At 71.0% G+C, this 15,945-nt stretch carries 20 protein-coding genes; 11 read left to right on the top strand and 9 right to left on the bottom strand.

The annotated features are described in order from the left end of the window. Positions 1-55: 55 nt before the first annotated feature. A complete protein-coding gene (locus tag ACFXOM_RS24185) occupies positions 56-562 on the bottom strand; it encodes a flavin reductase family protein (protein WP_384934906.1) in 507 nt (168 codons plus the stop codon). A 239-nt stretch (positions 563-801) separates the two neighbouring features. Beyond that, positions 802-1,182 (bottom strand): TlpA family protein disulfide reductase, encoded by a 381-nt coding sequence (locus ACFXOM_RS24180; RefSeq protein ID WP_384934902.1) that lies wholly within the window; start codon positions 1,180-1,182, stop codon positions 802-804. A gap of 256 nt (positions 1,183-1,438) precedes the next feature. On the opposite strand from ACFXOM_RS24180, the gene ACFXOM_RS24175 reads away from it, so the two are divergent. Continuing rightward, positions 1,439-2,161, top strand: a complete 723-nt coding sequence (locus tag ACFXOM_RS24175) for a lysophospholipid acyltransferase family protein (RefSeq protein ID WP_384934899.1) — start codon at positions 1,439-1,441, stop codon at positions 2,159-2,161. 201 nt (positions 2,162-2,362) lie between these two features. Here ACFXOM_RS24175 and ACFXOM_RS24170 read toward each other — a convergent pair whose 3' ends face one another. The 4 genes from ACFXOM_RS24170 to ACFXOM_RS24155 all read right to left on the bottom strand — a co-directional run bounded on the left by ACFXOM_RS24170 (position 2,363) and on the right by ACFXOM_RS24155 (position 5,997). Further along, entirely contained in the window at positions 2,363-2,575 is a 213-nt protein-coding gene (locus ACFXOM_RS24170; protein ID WP_384934896.1) for a hypothetical protein, read from the bottom strand. Positions 2,576-2,738: 163 nt separating this feature from the next. Then, positions 2,739-3,800, bottom strand: a complete 1,062-nt coding sequence (locus ACFXOM_RS24165) for a threonine aldolase family protein (protein WP_384934994.1) — start codon at positions 3,798-3,800, stop codon at positions 2,739-2,741. Positions 3,801-3,814: 14 nt separating this feature from the next. Continuing rightward, positions 3,815-4,570 carry an SDR family NAD(P)-dependent oxidoreductase gene (locus tag ACFXOM_RS24160; RefSeq protein ID WP_384934991.1) on the bottom strand — a complete coding sequence of 252 codons (756 nt, stop codon included), beginning with the start codon at positions 4,568-4,570 and terminating at the stop codon, positions 3,815-3,817. A gap of 29 nt (positions 4,571-4,599) precedes the next feature. Beyond that, entirely contained in the window at positions 4,600-5,997 is a 1,398-nt protein-coding gene (locus tag ACFXOM_RS24155) for a DUF6421 family protein (protein WP_384934893.1), read from the bottom strand. Between the two features lie 775 nt (positions 5,998-6,772). Here ACFXOM_RS24155 and ACFXOM_RS24150 point away from each other — a divergent pair. Then, positions 6,773-7,456 (top strand): glycerophosphodiester phosphodiesterase, encoded by a 684-nt coding sequence (locus tag ACFXOM_RS24150; protein ID WP_384934890.1) that lies wholly within the window; start codon positions 6,773-6,775, stop codon positions 7,454-7,456. Positions 7,457-7,465: 9 nt separating this feature from the next. On the opposite strand, the gene ACFXOM_RS24145 is transcribed toward ACFXOM_RS24150, so the two are convergent. Next, a complete protein-coding gene (locus ACFXOM_RS24145) occupies positions 7,466-8,023 on the bottom strand; it encodes a GNAT family N-acetyltransferase (protein WP_384934888.1) in 558 nt (185 codons plus the stop codon). A 92-nt stretch (positions 8,024-8,115) separates the two neighbouring features. Here ACFXOM_RS24145 and ACFXOM_RS24140 point away from each other — a divergent pair, with 92 nt between their 5' ends. The 8 genes from ACFXOM_RS24140 (at position 8,116) to ACFXOM_RS24105 (ending at position 14,404) form a co-directional block, all read left to right on the top strand. Further along, on the top strand, positions 8,116-8,502 hold the full coding sequence (locus ACFXOM_RS24140; RefSeq protein WP_384934885.1) for a VOC family protein: 387 nt from the start codon (positions 8,116-8,118) through the stop codon (positions 8,500-8,502). 104 nt (positions 8,503-8,606) lie between these two features. After that, positions 8,607-9,161, top strand: a complete 555-nt coding sequence (locus tag ACFXOM_RS24135) for a DUF5134 domain-containing protein (protein WP_384934883.1) — start codon at positions 8,607-8,609, stop codon at positions 9,159-9,161. Between the two features lie 84 nt (positions 9,162-9,245). Continuing rightward, the gene (locus ACFXOM_RS24130) at positions 9,246-10,181 is read left to right on the top strand and encodes a M56 family metallopeptidase (protein ID WP_384934880.1); all 936 of its coding nucleotides are present in this window, start codon (positions 9,246-9,248) and stop codon (positions 10,179-10,181) included. A gap of 33 nt (positions 10,182-10,214) precedes the next feature. Then, positions 10,215-10,895 (top strand): phosphatase PAP2 family protein, encoded by a 681-nt coding sequence (locus tag ACFXOM_RS24125; RefSeq protein ID WP_384934877.1) that lies wholly within the window; start codon positions 10,215-10,217, stop codon positions 10,893-10,895. A gap of 18 nt (positions 10,896-10,913) precedes the next feature. After that, entirely contained in the window at positions 10,914-11,612 is a 699-nt protein-coding gene (locus ACFXOM_RS24120; protein ID WP_384934873.1) for an HAD family hydrolase, read from the top strand. 248 nt (positions 11,613-11,860) lie between these two features. Beyond that, entirely contained in the window at positions 11,861-12,526 is a 666-nt protein-coding gene (locus ACFXOM_RS24115) for a TetR/AcrR family transcriptional regulator (protein WP_385039204.1), read from the top strand. 17 nt (positions 12,527-12,543) lie between these two features. Continuing rightward, the gene (locus ACFXOM_RS24110) at positions 12,544-12,828 is read left to right on the top strand and encodes a DUF305 domain-containing protein (RefSeq protein WP_385039202.1); all 285 of its coding nucleotides are present in this window, start codon (positions 12,544-12,546) and stop codon (positions 12,826-12,828) included. Positions 12,829-13,027: 199 nt separating this feature from the next. Beyond that, positions 13,028-14,404, top strand: a complete 1,377-nt coding sequence (locus ACFXOM_RS24105) for an FAD-dependent oxidoreductase (protein WP_384934867.1) — start codon at positions 13,028-13,030, stop codon at positions 14,402-14,404. A gap of 43 nt (positions 14,405-14,447) precedes the next feature. Here ACFXOM_RS24105 and ACFXOM_RS24100 read toward each other — a convergent pair whose 3' ends face one another. Both ACFXOM_RS24100 and ACFXOM_RS24095 read right to left on the bottom strand, forming a co-directional pair. Then, on the bottom strand, positions 14,448-14,816 hold the full coding sequence (locus tag ACFXOM_RS24100; RefSeq protein ID WP_385039200.1) for an ArsR/SmtB family transcription factor: 369 nt from the start codon (positions 14,814-14,816) through the stop codon (positions 14,448-14,450). Positions 14,817-14,926: 110 nt separating this feature from the next. Next, complete coding sequence (locus ACFXOM_RS24095; protein WP_385039197.1) at positions 14,927-15,340, bottom strand: organic hydroperoxide resistance protein; 414 nt, start codon at positions 15,338-15,340, stop codon at positions 14,927-14,929. Positions 15,341-15,440: 100 nt separating this feature from the next. Between ACFXOM_RS24095 and ACFXOM_RS24090 the strand changes: the two genes are divergently transcribed. Beyond that, positions 15,441-15,941, top strand: coding sequence for a MarR family winged helix-turn-helix transcriptional regulator (locus ACFXOM_RS24090; protein WP_384934859.1), 501 nt, complete (start codon positions 15,441-15,443; stop codon positions 15,939-15,941). Positions 15,942-15,945 lie beyond the last annotated feature (4 nt).

Here is a 15,945-nt window from a genome sequence, read left to right as displayed (position 1 = left end):
CCGTGAGCAAGCGCTTGGAACTGTGACGTTGACAACGCTGCGTAATCGGGATCTCTCAGTCCCTGAGCGCGTTGAAGCGCCCCTGGTGGTAAAGCAGTGGGCGACCGGCCCCGGCGGGATCGCCCCCGACGACCTCGGCGACGACGATGCGGTGGTCCCCCGCCGGGATCCGGGCGACCACACGGCATACCAGCCAGGCGAGCACCCCGTCGAGGACCGGGACTCCTTCGGGACCGGTACGCCATCGGGTGGGCGGAGCGAAGCGGTCGGCGCCGCTGCGCGCGAAGGTGGCGGCGAGTTCGCTCTGGTGCTCGCCGAGTATGTGGATCCCGACGTGCGTGGCCGCGGAGACGGTGGGCCAGCTGGACGAGGAGGTGCCGACGCCGAACGAAACCAATGGGGGTTCGGCGGCGACGGAGTTGAGCGAGGTCGCGGTGAAGCCGACGGGGCGGCTCCCGTGCGCGGTGATGACCGCGACACCGGCCGCGTGCCGGCGGAAGACGGAGCGCAGCAGGTCGGGAGTGGCGAGTTGGGAGGTGCCGAGGTCGGGCGAAGCCGTCATGGAGTTGTCCTTCTCCGGGAGGTGCGAACGGTTCCTGGGGCGCTCAGTCACCCGGACAGCACGCGCTCGCGTCGCGGGACGGGGCCCCGTGGGCCCGGCCGTTGAGAAGGAGTTGTGGTGGCACGGCGCCAGACTGTCGATTCGTGGTGGGTGCAGTCAAGTGGGATCCGGGATATGGGAGCAGGGTCACGGCTCGGGCGCGCCGGGCAGCGGGCGCCGGTGGTCACGGACCGTCCACCTCACAGCGCCGCACCCAGGGCCGCGATCACATCCGCCCTACGGGGCTGCCCCGATGCCCTGCGGATGATGCGCCCTCCGGAGTCGAGCACCAGGACCGTCGGGGTCCTGGTGATGCCGAGGGCCCGCACCAACGCCAACCGATCCTCCGCATCCAGCTCGACGTGGACGACCCCCTCGACCATGCGCGCCACCTCGGCCAGGGTGCGCCTGGTCGCCCGGCACGGCTGGCAGAAGGCGCTGGAGAACTGCACGAGCGTCGCCCGCGCGCCCAGCCCGACCCCCAGCTCCCCCGCGCCGAGCCGCCGCGTGCCGACGCCGGTGACCTCCGCGGGTTCGTCCGCGCCCGCGGAGTGTCGCGGCTCCTCCGACTTCTGAGACATGTCGGGCCTCGCGTGCCTCTCGGATTTCTCGGACGTCCTGGTGTTTCCGTTCATCGTGCCCGTACAGCGCCCACTGGACCGCAAGGATTCCCGTCAAGTGACGCGACGTGACGAGAATCTCGCCGTATGACGTCCCCAGGACTGGCCGAATACCCGCCCATGGGGCACGATCGGCGCATTGCCGAAAACCTACGGCTGCGTAACTTCCACCGGGAGAACCATCCCCGGACCACAGAAGGAAAGGGTCTCCTCCCTGATGGCAGAGCTCGTGTACCGGCCGGTCATCGGCGCCGCCCTGACGATGTTCAAGGCGCTGGACCTGAAGATCGACACGCAGGGCTCGGAGAACATTCCGCGCTCCGGCGGTGCGGTGCTGGTGAGCAATCACATCAGCTACCTCGACTTCATCTTCACCGGCCTCGCCGCCCTTCCGCAGAAGCGGCTGGTGCGCTTCATGGCCAAGGAGTCGGTGTTCCGGCATCGGGTCTCGGGTCCGCTGATGCGCGGAATGAAGCACATCCCGGTGGACCGCAGGCAGGGCGAGGCCGCTTACGCACACGCACTGGACTCGCTGCGGGCGGGCGAGGTCATCGGGGTCTTCCCTGAGGCGACCATCTCCCAGTCGTTCACGCTGAAGGGCTTCAAGTCCGGCGCGGCGCGACTCGCCCAGGAGGCCGGGGTGCCGCTCGTCCCGATGGCGCTGTGGGGTACGCAGCGGCTGTGGACCAAGGGGCGTCCGAAGAACCTGAAGCGCAGCCACATCCCGGTGACCATCAGGGTCGGGGAGCCGGTGGAAGCGCCCAGGGACCAGTACGCGGGTGCGATCACCCGGCGGCTGCGCGAGCGGGTACAGGAGCTGCTGGAGGCCGCCCAGCGCGCCTATCCCGTACGGCCCAAGGACGCCGACGACACTTGGTGGGTGCCGGCGCACCTCGGGGGTACGGCCCCGACTCCGGCCGAGGTCCGCGAGTCGCGCTGAACCCGCCATTCCGGGGTGCGGACGGTGATCCGCGCCCCGGGAATCCGCTCCTCCGGCGACTCGGCGGGCTCCGCGCCCGCCGCACGGAGTTCTGGGTCCGCCGCCCGCCGGCGACGGGTGACGGCACCCGCACCCGGCTGACCGAGGAGTCCCGCAACCCGTGCGGGCCACCGGCGCAGAGCCGCATGTGTCCGGCAGGTCTCAGCAGCGCCGGAGGGCGTGCGCCTTCGCACAGCGGATGCCGTGAGCCTGGCGGATGCCGTGAGCCTGCTCACGTGCGCCTGAGGCGCGCCACGTCACCGCAGGTCGCCCGAGTGGGCGGTCGGTCTCGTCCCGCACGACCCCATAGGTCCAGTCGGCGCGTGCCCATGCACCGTCCGCCTCGGACTCCAGCCGGGCCACGGTCGCGCGCACCAGCGGAGGCTCGTGATCGACGACCTCATCAGCCGCGACAAACCTCGGGAGTCGGAGGGGTCTGCGGGGATGAGCTCCATGCCGGGAACGGGAGAATGCAGTCGACCGCAAGTCAATGACCTTGCGATCGACTGCACAGACGTGCCAACGGAGTCGCCCGGTACTACCGAGCCATCTCCTCCTTGAGCGCCAGCAGGAAGGCATCCACGTCGTCCTCGGTGGTGTCGAAGGAACACATCCACCGGACGTCACCGGCCGCCTCGTCCCAGAAGTAGAAGCGGAAACGCTTCTGCAGCCGTCGGCTCACTTCCTGCGGAAGACGGGCGAAGACCGCGTTGGCCTGCACCGGGTAGAGGATCTCGACCCCGTCCACCGCTCGTACGCCCTCGGCGAGGCGCTGTGCCATGGCGTTGGAGTGCCGGGCGTTGCGCAGCCACAGGTCCCTGGCGAGCAGCGCTTCGAGCTGCACCGAGACGAAACGCATCTTCGAGGCGAGCTGCATGCTCATCTTGCGCAGGTGCTTCATCTGCCGGACGGCGTCCGGGTTCAGGACGACGACGGCCTCACCGAAGAGCATCCCGTTCTTGGTGCCGCCGTACGAGATGACGTCCACGCCGACGGCGTTGGTGAACGCACGCATCGGCACGTCCAGCGACGCCGCCGCATTGGCTATCCGGGCGCCGTCGAGGTGGACCTTCATCCCCAGGCCATGAGCATGGTCGACGATCGCCCGGATCTCGTCCACGGTGTAGACCGTGCCCAGCTCGGTGTTCTGGGTGATCGAGACGACCTGCGGCATGGCTCGGTGCTCGTCCTCCCAGCCCCATGCCTGACGATCGATCAGCTCCGGGGTGAGCTTGCCGTCGGGCGTGGGGACGGTCAGCAGCTTGAGGCCGCCCATCCGCTCGGGTGCACCCCCCTCGTCCACGTTGATGTGGGCCGTCTCGGCACAGACCACCGCGCCCCAGCGGTCGGTGAGCGCCTGGAGCGCCACGACGTTGGCCCCGGTGCCGTTGAAGACGGGGAATGCCTCGGCGGCTGAGCCGAAGTGGCTGTGCATGATCCGCTGGAGGTGATCGGTGTAGTCGTCCTCGCCGTAGGCGACCTGGTGGCCCCCGTTGGCGACGGCGAGGGCAGCGAGCACCTCCGGGTGAGCGCCGGCGTAGTTGTCGCTGGCGAACCCCCGGACATGGGGGTCGTGGTGCCGGCGTGCGTCCGTCGTCACGTTCTTCGTGGGAATCACGGCTTGGGGGTCAGCCACAGGCGCTGTCCATTCACTTCCGGGGCGGGCCGGTCCCAGACTCCGGCAATGGCCTCGGCCAGTTCCTCGACGTCCGTGAAGCCCGCGAACTTCGCGTTCGGGCGCTCGGCGCGCATGGCGTCGTGCACGAGAGCCTTGATGATCAGGATGGCAGCCGCGGCGCGCGGGCCCTCGTCACCCCCTGCCTTGCGGAACGAGTCGGCGAGCGCCAGGGTCCACGCCTCGGCCGCCGCCTTGGCGGCGGCGTAGGAGGCGTTGCCTTCGGTCGGCTTGGCGGCGCCGGACTGGCTGACCAGCACGTAGCGACCCCGGTCGCTGCGCTTGAGCGGCTCGTGGAACGCGAGGGAGGTGTGCTGGACCGTGCGGATCAGCAGCTTCTCCAGGAGATTCCAGTCCGAGAGGTTCGTCTCGGCGAACGTCGCACTGCCACGCCAGCCGCCCACCAGGTGGACGAGGCCGTCGATCCGGCCGAACTCCTTCTCGGTCTGCTCCGCCCACTCACGCGTCGCGTTGGCGTCAAGCAGGTCGACCGTGTCGCCGATGACGGTCGCACCACCGTGGGCGTATCGGGCGTCGTCGACCGCTTCCGCGAGACGGGCCGTGTCCGCGTCCGACGCCACGACGATGGCCCCGGCCTCGGCGAGGCGGTGCAGGGCGGCGCGGCCCGCCGGGCCTCCGGCTCCGGCTACCGCGATCACGGCACCGTCCAGGATTCCGTTGCCGTTCGAGTTCATGGTGGTGGTCTTCTCCTCGGTACGAGAGCTCACGCGGCAGCCCGCTCGGAAGCCTGTGCGGTGATGCCCTTGGTGGAGGCGATCACGTCCTTGAGCTTCTTGGCAAGGGCCTCATAGAACATGCTGAGCGGAAACTCGTCCGGAAGCACGTCGTCCACGAGCTTGCGCGGCGGCTGGCTGAGGTCCAGGGCGTCCGGGCCCTTGGCCCAGCGGGAGCCGGGGTGCGGCGCGAGGTAGGTGGAGACCAGCTCGTAGGCCTTGAACCAGTGGACGAGCTTCGGGCGGTCGATGCCGTCGCGGTAGAGCTTCTCGATCTCGGCGCAGAGCTCGTTGGTGACCTGCGGGGCCCGATCCCAGTCGATCTTCAGCTTGTTGTCCGTCCAGCGCACGACGTCGTGCCTGTGGAGGTAGGCGAAGAGCAGCTGGCCACCGAGGCCGTCGTAGTTGCGCACGCGGTCGCCGCTGACCGGGAAGCGGAACATCCGGTCGAAGAGCACGGCGTACTGCACGTCACGACCGTGGGCGTTGCCCTCGGCCTCCAGCTTCACGGCCTCCTTGAAGGCGGTGAGGTCGCAGCGGAGCTCCTCGAGTCCGTACATCCAGAACGGCTGACGCTGCTTGATCATGAACGGGTCGAACGGCAGGTCGCCGTGGCTGTGGGTGCGGTCGTGGACCATGTCCCACAGGACGAACGCCTTCTCGCAACGGTCCTGGTCGTGGACCATCTCGGCGATGTCCTCGGGCAGCTCCATGCCGAGGATGTCGACCGCGGCGTCCGTCACCCGGCGGAAGCGCGCGGCCTCCCGGTCGCAGAAGATGCCGCCCCAGGTGAACCGCTCGGGCGCCTCGCGCACTGCGATGGTCTCGGGGAAGAGCACGGCCGAGTTGGTGTCGTACCCGGCGGTGAAGTCCTCGAAGGTGATGCCGCAGAAGAGCGGGTTGTCGTAGCGGGTCGCCTCCAGCTCCGCGAGCCACTCCGGCCAGACCATGCGCAGCACGACCGCTTCGAGGTTGCGGTCCGGGTTGCCGTTCTGGGTGTACATGGGGAAGACGACCAGGTGCTGCAGGCCGTCCAGCCGGTTCGCGGCAGGCTGGAAGGCGAGGAGCGAGTCCAGGAAGTCGGGCACTTCGAAGGCTCCGTCGGCCCACTTCTTCAGGTCTTTGACGACCGCACGGTGGTATTCGGCGTCGTGCGGGACCAACGGTGACAGCTCGTTGACCGCGGCGATCACGCGCTCGACCGCGAACTCGGCCGCCGCACGCACCGGGGCGCCCTCGGCGTCGAAGTCGATCGAGCCGTCCTTGGACTGCCAGGGGCGGATCTCCTCGACGGCTTCCTTGAGCGTCTGCCAGGCCGGGTGCTCGACCACCCGCGCGGCAGTGGCTATATCCATACCGGCAGCGTCCTGCACAAGAATTTCCGTCATGTCACTTCCTTCACGGGAGAACCTCGCGTCAAGACACCGTATCCGTGCCCAGATCTCCGACACAAGTGGTGACCTTGGGAAATAATCCTGCGATACCCCCCTGTGCGCCGCAGATTTTCCTGTTGCACGCGAGTGTCAAGACGATGGCTTCGGCCACCGCTGGCGAGACGCGCGCCGGGGCCGCCCGAATGCTCCACGACCGGGGCGCGGCACCGTTTCGTCAGCCCGCTGACGTGCACCTCCGTCGCCGCTACCGCCGCTGCCCGGAGACTTTCGAGCCAAACCCCGCTCGGATCACTCGGCGCCGGCGGACACTCGCCGGGCGGTCGGGGGGGCCGGGCACAGCAGGTCACCGGGCTTCGACGGAGGGGATGCGTGAGAAGCGTCACCACTGCCCCACCGGCCGACGTCGAGGCCCCCGTCACCGGACGGACACGGTCGGCACGGGCGGGCGACGCGCCCCTTGCGTCAAGGCGGGGGAAACTCGCCCACGGTCGAGTGAGCGAGTTCCGGACACACTCCGCCGACACCCCTTTCCCCCGGCCCAGAAGCCCGGTGCGCGACCGGGTCCCCCGCAGGCGGTGGCCGTTAGGCTGCGGCCGTTCCGCGTGGGCATCGGGCCCCGCGCGGGAGCCGCCGGAACCGGGGCCGCGCACTGCGGGAGGGAGTTCGCGCGGAGGCCGTGGGGGACACGCGGCCCGCCGCACGGCCACCCGGCAGCCGCTCCACCGCCCGGAGGCGACCGACCCGACAAGACGACGGAAGCGAGAAGATCTTGAGTTTCCTCACCATCGGTCATCGCGGGGTCATGGGTGTCGAACCGGAGAACACCCTCCGTTCCTTCGTCCGGGCCCAGCGCTGCGGCATGGACGCCATCGAGCTGGATCTCCATCTGAGCAAGGACGGCGCCCTGGTCGTCATGCACGACGCCGACGTGGACCGGACGACCGACGGCTCGGGGCCGATCGCCGAGAAGACCCTCGCCGAGCTGCGGGAACTCGACGCGGGCGAGGGTGAGCGCATCCCCGTCTTCGAGGAGGTGCTCGATGCGGTCGACGCCCCGTTGCAGGCGGAGATCAAGGACGTGGCCGCGGCACGCGTACTCGCGGACGTGATGCTCAAGCGCGAGCTGGTGGACCGAGTCGAGGTGACGTCCTTCCAGGACGCGGCCGTCGCGGAGATCGTCGCCCTGGTGCCGGGCGTGCGCACCGCGCTGATCGCCAGCCGCTGGGGCAGCGACGTCGTGGAGCGCGCCCAGGCGGTGGGCGCGGCCGCCCTCGCCCTCAACATCCGCAGGCTGACCCTGGAGACCGTGGAGCACGCGCACGGTGAAGGCCTCAAGGTGATCGGCTGGGTCGTCAACACCCAGGAGCACCTCCGGCTGGTGCGCGCCCTCGAACTCGACGGCGCGACGACCGACTTCCCCGAAATCCGGCGCACCGGTCGCTTCACCGCCTGACGCGCGCCTCTAGCGAGCGGTCAGGGCCTTCACCAGCAGCTCGAACTGGAGGTCTTCTCGCTGCGGGATGCCGAAGCGCTCGTCACCGTACGGGAAGGGGGTCATCTCACCCGTACGGCGGTAGCCGCGCCGCTCGTACCAGGCGATGAGCTCGTCGCGCACCGAGATGACGGTCATGTGCATCTCGCGTACGCCCCAGGTCTCGTGCGCGACCTGCTCGGCCTCGGCGAGGACCTGCCGGCCGAGTCCGCCCCCCTGGAATCCGGGGCGGACCGCGAACATCCCGAAGTACGCCGCTTCGCCCCGGTGTTCCAGCTGGCAGCAGGCGATGAGCTCGCCGTCCCGCTCCACGACGAGCAACCGGCTGCCCTTCTTGGTCATCACGCCGCGGACGCCCTCGGGATCCGTCCGCTGGCCCTCCAGGATGTCCGCCTCCGTTGTCCACCCGGTCCTGCTGGAGTCACCCCGGTACGCCGACTCGACCAGCTGTACGAGCGCGGGCACGTCGTCCTCGTTCGCGTCGCGGAAGGACAACCGGGCGGGGTCCTGGGGCAGGGCGGTCTCCATGGTGCGGTCTCCGATCTCATCGCCGTACGCACTCGCTCATATGCGCGATCTGCACGAGCCTAACGCCGAGGCCGCCGTCTACCGTGATGAGCATGATGCATGTGCTGAGCAGTCGCATCCTGCTGCGGCCGACCGACCCCGAGCGGTCGCGACGCTTCTACGAGGACGTCCTCGACCTGCAGATCTACCGGGAGTTCGGCACCGGGCCCGACCGTGGGACGGTCTACTTCCTCGGCGGAGGGTTCCTCGAGGTCTCCGGGCGCTCGGACAGCCCGCCGGGACCGGGGATCAGCCTGTGGCTCCAGGTCTCGGACGCCAAGGCGGCCTACGGTCACCTGCTGGCCAAAGGGGCGACGGTGGAGCGGCCGCCGCAGCGCGAGCCCTGGGGACTCGTGGAGATGTGGTTGACCGACCCGGACGGGGTGCGCATCGCCGTGGTGGAGGTCCCCGAGGACCATCCGCTGCGCCACCGTCCCTGACGGCCGAGGGCCTCCCGAGCGCCCCGCGTACGCCTGTGCGCTCGTATGCGCTGCGCCACGGCCGGGCATCACCACCCCGACGCCGTCGAGCGGGGAGGTGCACCGTGCACGGACCGGCGACGCCCGGCTGGTTGCTCCTGGTGCTGTGCTCGGCCTCCGGCGCCTACTGCCTGGTGCGGATGCGCAGCTGCACGGGTACGGAGAGCCGGGTCGCGGGCAGCGAAGCGCTGATGGGGTTCGGGATGGCCGCGATGGCCGCGCCCGACGCCGTCGTGCCGACGGTGCCGTGGGCGTGGCTGCTGTACGCCGCGGTGTTCGGCACCGCGGGGCTGGGCGTGCTGTGGTGGGACCGCGGCTCCCCGACCGTGATCCACCGCCTGCACCACCTGGTCGGCTCGCTGGCCATGGTCTACATGGCGGTGACCATGGCTCCGGGAGGCGCGCACGCCGGGCACTCGGGCCCGGGTGGGCTACCCCTGCTGACGGGCGCGCTGCTGGTGTACTTCGCTGCGTTCGTGCTGCACGCAGGCCTCCGCTTGGTGCCGGTTCCCTCCCGTGCGGGGGGTGCGGCCGTGGCCTGGGGCGCCCGCCCCGAGTTAGTGCTGGCCTGCCGTCTCTCGATGGGCGTCGCCATGGTCGCGATGCTGCTGACCGTGTGAGCAGCGGGACGCCCGGCCGTGGCGTACGTCACTTGCCTCGCGGGCCCATACCCCCAAGTAGTACCCCGCTCATAGGCTGGCGCCATGATGGTCTCCCTCGCGCTGCTGTCGCTCGGCGCACTGGCCGCCGTCGTGGCTCCGCGGCTGATGGCGCGGGCGCGCTGGCCGGAGCGCGAGCCGGTGGTGGCGTTGTGGGTGTGGCAGTGCGTGGTGGCGGCCGTGTTGCTGAGCTTCGCCCTCTCCATGACCTTCAGCGCGGCGGCGGCCTGGCAGGCGGTTCGCGGCCCGGTGTTCGCTTCCGCGCCGCAGGCGGTCGTCGAGGCGTACGCCCTGGGGGCGGGCGGACCGTGGTCGGCGGTTCTGGCGGTGGTGCTCGCGTGCGGCGGGCTGTGGACGGGCGCAATGTTGACCCGGGAGGTCTACCGGGCGCACGCACGGCGCCGGCGGCGCCGCGTCGAACTCCTCGTCCGTTCCCCCGTTTTGCCGGGCGAGGATCCGGGTGACGATCCGCTGGTCGTCCTGGAGGGGGAGCGGCCCGACGCCTGGTGGCTCCCGGGCGCCGCGCCCCAGCTGGTCATCACCACCGCGGCGCTGCGGCGCCTGAAGGGTCGTCAACTCGATGCCGTGCTCGCCCATGAGCAGGGTCACGCCCGGGCGCGCCACGACTGGCTGCTGCACTGCTCCACTGCGCTGGCCAACGGCTTCCCGCAGGTTCCGGTGTTCGCCGCGTTCCGCGACGAGATGCACCGGCTCGTTGAGCTGGCCGCGGACGACGTGGCCTCCCGCCGGTTCGGGCGTCTCACGATCGCTCTCGCCCTCGTCGAACTCAACGAGCACCGTGGCGTGTTCGGGCCCTGCCCCACCCCGGACGCGCAGCTGCCACAGCGAGTGGACCGTCTGCTGGCGCCGGTCCCCCGGCTCACCGCGGGGCGCCGGCTACGTCTGACCGCGGCGGCCGCCCTCGTCCCCGTCGTCCCCCTACTGGTGGCATTCGTCCCCGGACTGAGCGCCCTCGGATAGTTCACCGCGGCCACGGTGGGCAAGATCTGTCCCATGCCTTCCCCGCTCCCCCCGCCGTCACGGCCGCGCACTGCGGTTCCCGCACCGTCCCGGACCGCTGCGCTGACCGGTGCCCTGTCTCTGCTGCTGCTCCTGGCGGTGGCCGTCAGCTGGGCCCCCGTGGTCTCCCTCGATCGTCTCGTCGCCGGCGAGCTGCATGCGTCCGCCCGGGCGGAACCGGGGTTCACCCGGGTGAACCGGGTCCTCACCGACTGGGTGTGGGATCCGTGGACGATGCGCGCGCTGCTGCTCGCGGCGGTCGTGACCCTGCTGTGGCACGGCGCCCGGCTGCTCGCGCTGTGGGTGGCTGCGGCGAGCGCCCTGGGGACGGCGCTGCAGCAAGCCCTGAAGTCCCTGGTAGGCAGGGCCCGCCCGCACTGGCCCGACCCGGTGGACTCCGCCCACTACGCCGCTTTCCCCTCCGGCCACGCCATGTCGGCCGCGGTCACCTGCGGCCTGCTGCTCTGGCTCCTGGCGAGGGCCGGCCCGGGCCCGCGCGTGTGGTGGGCGGCCGTGGTGCTGGCAGCCGTTTCGGTGCTGGGGGTGGGCTTCACCCGGATCTACCTCGGCGTGCACTGGCTCACGGACGTGCTGGCGGGGTGGCTGCTGGGGGCGTGCGTGGTGGCGCTCGCCGTGCTGTCGTACGAACGTGTGGCCTTGCACCGGGAGCCTTGAGCCCGCGATGATCACCCCATGGCGGTACGAGGCGTGCTCTTCGACTTCTCGGGGACGCTCTTCCGGATCGAGCCGGTGTCGTCCTGGCTCCGTGCGGCACTGGACGAAACGGGCGTGACGATCGGCCGCGAGGAGTTCGAGCGGTACGCGCGCGAGCTCGATGCGGCCGGGGCCCTGCCCGGTGGGTCCACGCCGGAGCGGATCCCGGACTCCCTTGCGGAGCTGTGGTCCGCCCGCGATGCGGACGCCGAGCGGCACCGCGACGCCTACATCGGACTGGCCCGCAGGGTTCCACTGCCGGATCCCCGGCTCTACGACGCGCTCTACGAACGGCACAAGACGCCGCCCGCGTGGCGGCCGTACCCGGACGCGGCAGAGGTGCTGGGCGAGGTGCGGCGGCGCGGGGCGGGTGTTGCGGTGGTCAGCAACATCGGCTGGGACCCGCGCCCGGTCTTCAAGGCCCACGGGCTGGACCCGTTCGTCGATGCCTACGTCCTGTCGTACCGGCACGGGGTGCAGAAACCGGACGTACGGCTGTTCCGGGCGGGCTGCGAAGCCCTGGGCCAGGCGCCCGCGGACGTGTTGATGGTGGGCGACGACCGGCACGCGGACGGGGGCGCCGCACGACTCGGTTGCACGGTGCACTTCGTGGACCACTTGCCGGTCGACGAGCGGCCCGACGGCCTGCGTCCGGTACTGGGGCTGCTGGACGCCTGAGACCTGCCGGCGACTGGATCCGCATCCGGCGGCGACGCCACAATGGGAAGCGGACCCGCCACAACGGGACGCCGACTGCGGAATGCAGACGTCCCCGTCCGGGAGTGGCTGACTGAGCCGTCCGGGCCGGGCGATCCCCCGCGTCGCCCGGACCGTCCGGACACCCCCGCCGACCGGGCACGCAGAGGCCCGGGGGCGGGAACGCGCTGAGTATATTGGCCGAGAGCCAGTCAACGCAGGAGTTAAGCATGTCCCCGCGGAGCGCATCGGTCAATGAAGAGCTCCGCCGGCGCTCCCGGGAGCGGCTGCTGCAGGCGACCGTCGACCTCGTCGGCGAGCGGGGCTACGAAGCGACGACGCTCGCGGACATCGCCGACCGGGCGGGGTCGGCACGCGGCCTGGTGTCGTACTACTTCCCCGGCAAGCGTCAGCTGTTCCAGTCCGCCGTGCACCGACTGATGCACCTGACCCTGGACGAGGCCCTGGAGCGTGCTCCACGCACGGACGACGGCAGGGAACGACTGGCTCGGGCGATCGACGCGGTCCTGGAGCTGGCGGTGGACCGTCCCCTGCTGATGCGGGCGCACATGGCGGGAATACTGCAGGCCGAGGGGTTCGTCCAGTGCCCCGAGCAGCAGCGGCTGGCGTTCCTCCTGAGGGACACGGTAGAGCGTTACGGGTCAGCGGACGTGGACGCCGAGTATCCGATGCTCCGCGCCCTGCTGATGGGCGCGGTGTTCGCGGTGGCGCTCCCCGGGGCGCCGATGCCGCGCTCGCGACTGCGGGCGGAGCTGTTCCACCGCTACGACCTGGACTGGGAGCTGGGCTTCCCTCCCGGCGGGGGGCCTCCCGGCGGGGGGCCTCCCGGCGGGGGGCCTCCCGGCGGGGAGGCGGACCGGCGCCCGGGTCAGTAGTCGATGTCGTCGCAGCAGTGCGGCTGGGTCTGCACGTCGAGACCCACCACGGGCAGTCCCTGCAGATGACCGCGCTCGCTCCGCAGCGTGCCGGGAGCGACCGGGTGAGGCGTCTCGCCGAGCGGGTCGCGGCTTCACGGACACCCGAGACCGGTGCCGTGCAGGGGCGGCTGGAAGCCCATCGCGCGGCCGGGGACACGGCTCACCCCACGACGGAACGGTTCCGGGCCTGGCCACCGCGGAGCAACTGGCCTGGTTGCGGCTCGCACGGGGCACCTCATCCGACGCGCCGCCCTTCCTGAAGCTGATGATCACTCACCACGACGGCGGGCTGACCACGGCGGCCGGGGTGCCGTCCCGTGCGTAACGTCCGCGAGGTGGTGGCGAACGATGTGATGGCCCGGCAGACGGCCGAGATCAGCCGTATGCGCGTGATGTGAGTCTCCCCCGGCGCGCGCGCCGGTGCCATGCTGGAAGGACCCTGCGGGAAGGAGCGCGCTCGTGCTTCGCGTCGCCGTCGTTGGTTCGGGCCCGAGCGGGGTGTACACCGCTCAGGCCCTCGTCCAGCAGTCCGTGGTTCCCGACGTCCGCGTGGACGTCCTGGACCGACTCCCCTGCCCCTACGGGCTGGTGCGGTACGGGGTCGCGCCCGACCACGAGAAGATCAAGTCCCTGCAGAACAACCTCCGGACGGTCCTGGAGGACGAACGGATCTGCTTCTTCGGCAACGTCGAGGTCGGCACCCGCCAACTGACGACCGCACGACTGCTGGAGCTCTACCACGCGGTGGTGTACTGCGTGGGGGCCGCGCAGGACCGCAAGCTCGGGGTGCCGGGCGAGGACCTCCACGGCAGCTATTCGGCCACCGAATTCGTCTCCTGGTACAGCGCGCACCCGGACGCGGCGGACCGGGCCTTCGGGCTCGGCGCCCGGTCCGCGGTGGTCATCGGGGTCGGCAACGTCGCCGTGGACGTCACCCGCATCCTCGCGCGCGGTGCCGCGGAGCTGCGCCCGACCGATGTGCCGCAGGAGGCGCTCGGCGCCCTCGCGAGCAGCCGGGTCCGGGAAGTCCACATGGTGGGCAGGCGCGGCCCCTCACAGGCCAGGTTCACCACGAAGGAACTGCGCGAACTCGGGGCCCTGCCGGAGGCCGGGGTCGAGGTGGAGCCGTCCGACCTCGCACTGGACCCCGGCTACGCGGAGCCGTCCGGGCTGCCGGCGGTGAACCGGCGGAACCTGGACGTGGTGCGGAACTGGGCCGCTGCCGGCCGGGACACGGCCGCCGAACGGGCACGCCTGATAAGGCTCCGGTTCTTCCTGCGCCCGGTGGAACTGGTCGGCGACGGCGGACGGGTGGCGGGGGTCCGCTTCGAGCGGACCGTGCCGGACGGTGCCGGCGGGGTGCGTGGGACGGGGACCTACGAGGAGATCGAGGCACAGCTGGTGCTGCGGGCGGTCGGATACCGCGGAGTCCCGCTGGACGGACTGCCGTTCGACGCGGCCCGGGGCACGGTGCCCCACCAGGCAGGTCGGGTGCTCCGGGACGGCACGCCCTCACCCGGCGAGTACGTGGCGGGATGGATCAAGCGGGGCCCCACGGGCGTGATCGGCACCAACAGGCCCTGTGCCAAGGAGACGGTGGCCTCGCTGCTGGAAGACGCCGCCACCCTGGCGAACCGGCCCTTGCCCGACGAACCCCTCGCGGTGCTGCGGGAGTCGGGCCAGCGTCCCGTGGAGTGGCAGGGATGGCTGGCGATCGAGCAGGCCGAAACCGCCCTCGGCCACTCCCTCGGGCGGCGCTCGGTGAAGATCCCCGACTGGGCAGGGCTCCTTCGGGCGGCGCGGGGCGCGGGGGCACCGGAGCTGCCGGCCGCGTGAGGCGGGTCAGCGGGTGCCGGAGCTGCCGGCCGCATGGGGCGGGTCAGCGGGTGCCGAGGCGGGCGGCCTCCGCGCCGGCGGCGGCGAGCACGCCGTCCAGGAGACCGGGGAACAGGGCATCCAGGTCGTCCCGGCGCAATCCGTTCATCTTCGCGGTGCCGCGGTAGGCCTGCCGGATGACTCCGCTCTCGCGGAGCACCCGGAAGTGGTGGGTCGTGGTCGACTTGGTGACGGGCAGGTCGAAGTCGGAGCAGGACAACTCGTGCTCGGCCATCGCGAGTTCGCGTACCACGCGCAGCCTCATCGAGTCCGAGAACGCGTGGAGGACGTGCTCCAGGCGGATCTCGTCGCGCGCGGGGTGGGCGAGCTGGCGGGCGCTGGTCGCGGTCGTCACGTCGGGCTCCACTTCCATCCGGGGCCTCTATGGTACGAGAGGCATCGTAGTTCCGATGACCGCGGTGCACGACCGGCGTCGCGACGCGCAACGGGTGCGCGCCGCGGCCCCGGCCCGATGGCTCCCGGTCACTCGACGACGAGCTCGACCGGGATGTTTCCGCGGGTCGCCTTGGAGTAGGGGCAGACCTGGTGCGCCTGCTTCACCAGCAGCTCACCGGTCTCACCCGCCAGCGAGGCCGGGAGCTCGACGCGGACCGTGGCGGCGAGGGAGAAGCCCCCTTCCTCGTCCTTGCCTATGCCGACCTCGGCGGTCACCGAGATCTCGCTGGTGTCGACCTTCGCCTGGCGTCCGACCAGACCGAGGGCGCTGGCGAAGCACGCCGCGTAACCGGCCGCGAACAGCTGCTCCGGGTTGGTGCCCTCGCCACTGCCACCCAGGGCGGCGGGTGCGGCCAGCGCCAGGTCCAGTCGGCCGTCGGAGCTGACGGCACGCCCCTCGCGGCCGTTGGCGGTGGCTACAGCGGTGTACAGCGCGTTCATCGGAACCATCCCTGTGTCGTGGGGTCTGTCGGCGACAACTACAGCACACAATTTAGTTGTGCACAACTAAATGGCTCGAAAGGTAGGTACCCTGGTGGTCATGACGACGACACCGGAGGGCGCGCAGGACGACGACTTCCTCCGCCTCGACCACCAGATCTGCTTCTCACTGCACGCGGCGTCACGGGCTTTCAACGGCCTCTACCGGGCAGCCCTGAAGGATCTCGGACTCACCTACCCGCAGTACCTCGTGATGCTGGTGCTCTGGGAACACGGCGAGCTGCCCGTGAAGACGATCGGCGCCCGCCTCCGGCTGGATTCGGGCACCCTCTCCCCGCTCCTCAAACGACTGGAGGCACTGGGGTGCGTGGAGCGGCGGCGCAGCCATACGGACGAGCGATCGGTCACCGTGCGCGCGACGGACAAGGGTGCCGCACTGCGCGACCGGGCCCGGCTCGTCCCCCGCAGGATCGCCGCAGCCACCGGGCTCTCCCTCCAGGAGATCGGCGACCTCCAGTCCCGACTGGCCTCGCTCACGGCCAAACTGGACGGCGCCGACCTGGAGCGGGGCACCGTGACGGACTGCACCGGCGTCGACTGAGACC

This window comes from Streptomyces sp. NPDC059169, from assembly GCF_042755225.1.
GTDB lineage: Bacteria > Actinomycetota > Actinomycetes > Streptomycetales > Streptomycetaceae > Streptomyces.
Note: the sequence above shows the minus strand (reverse complement) of the source record. Positions and strands in the feature narration are given on the sequence as shown.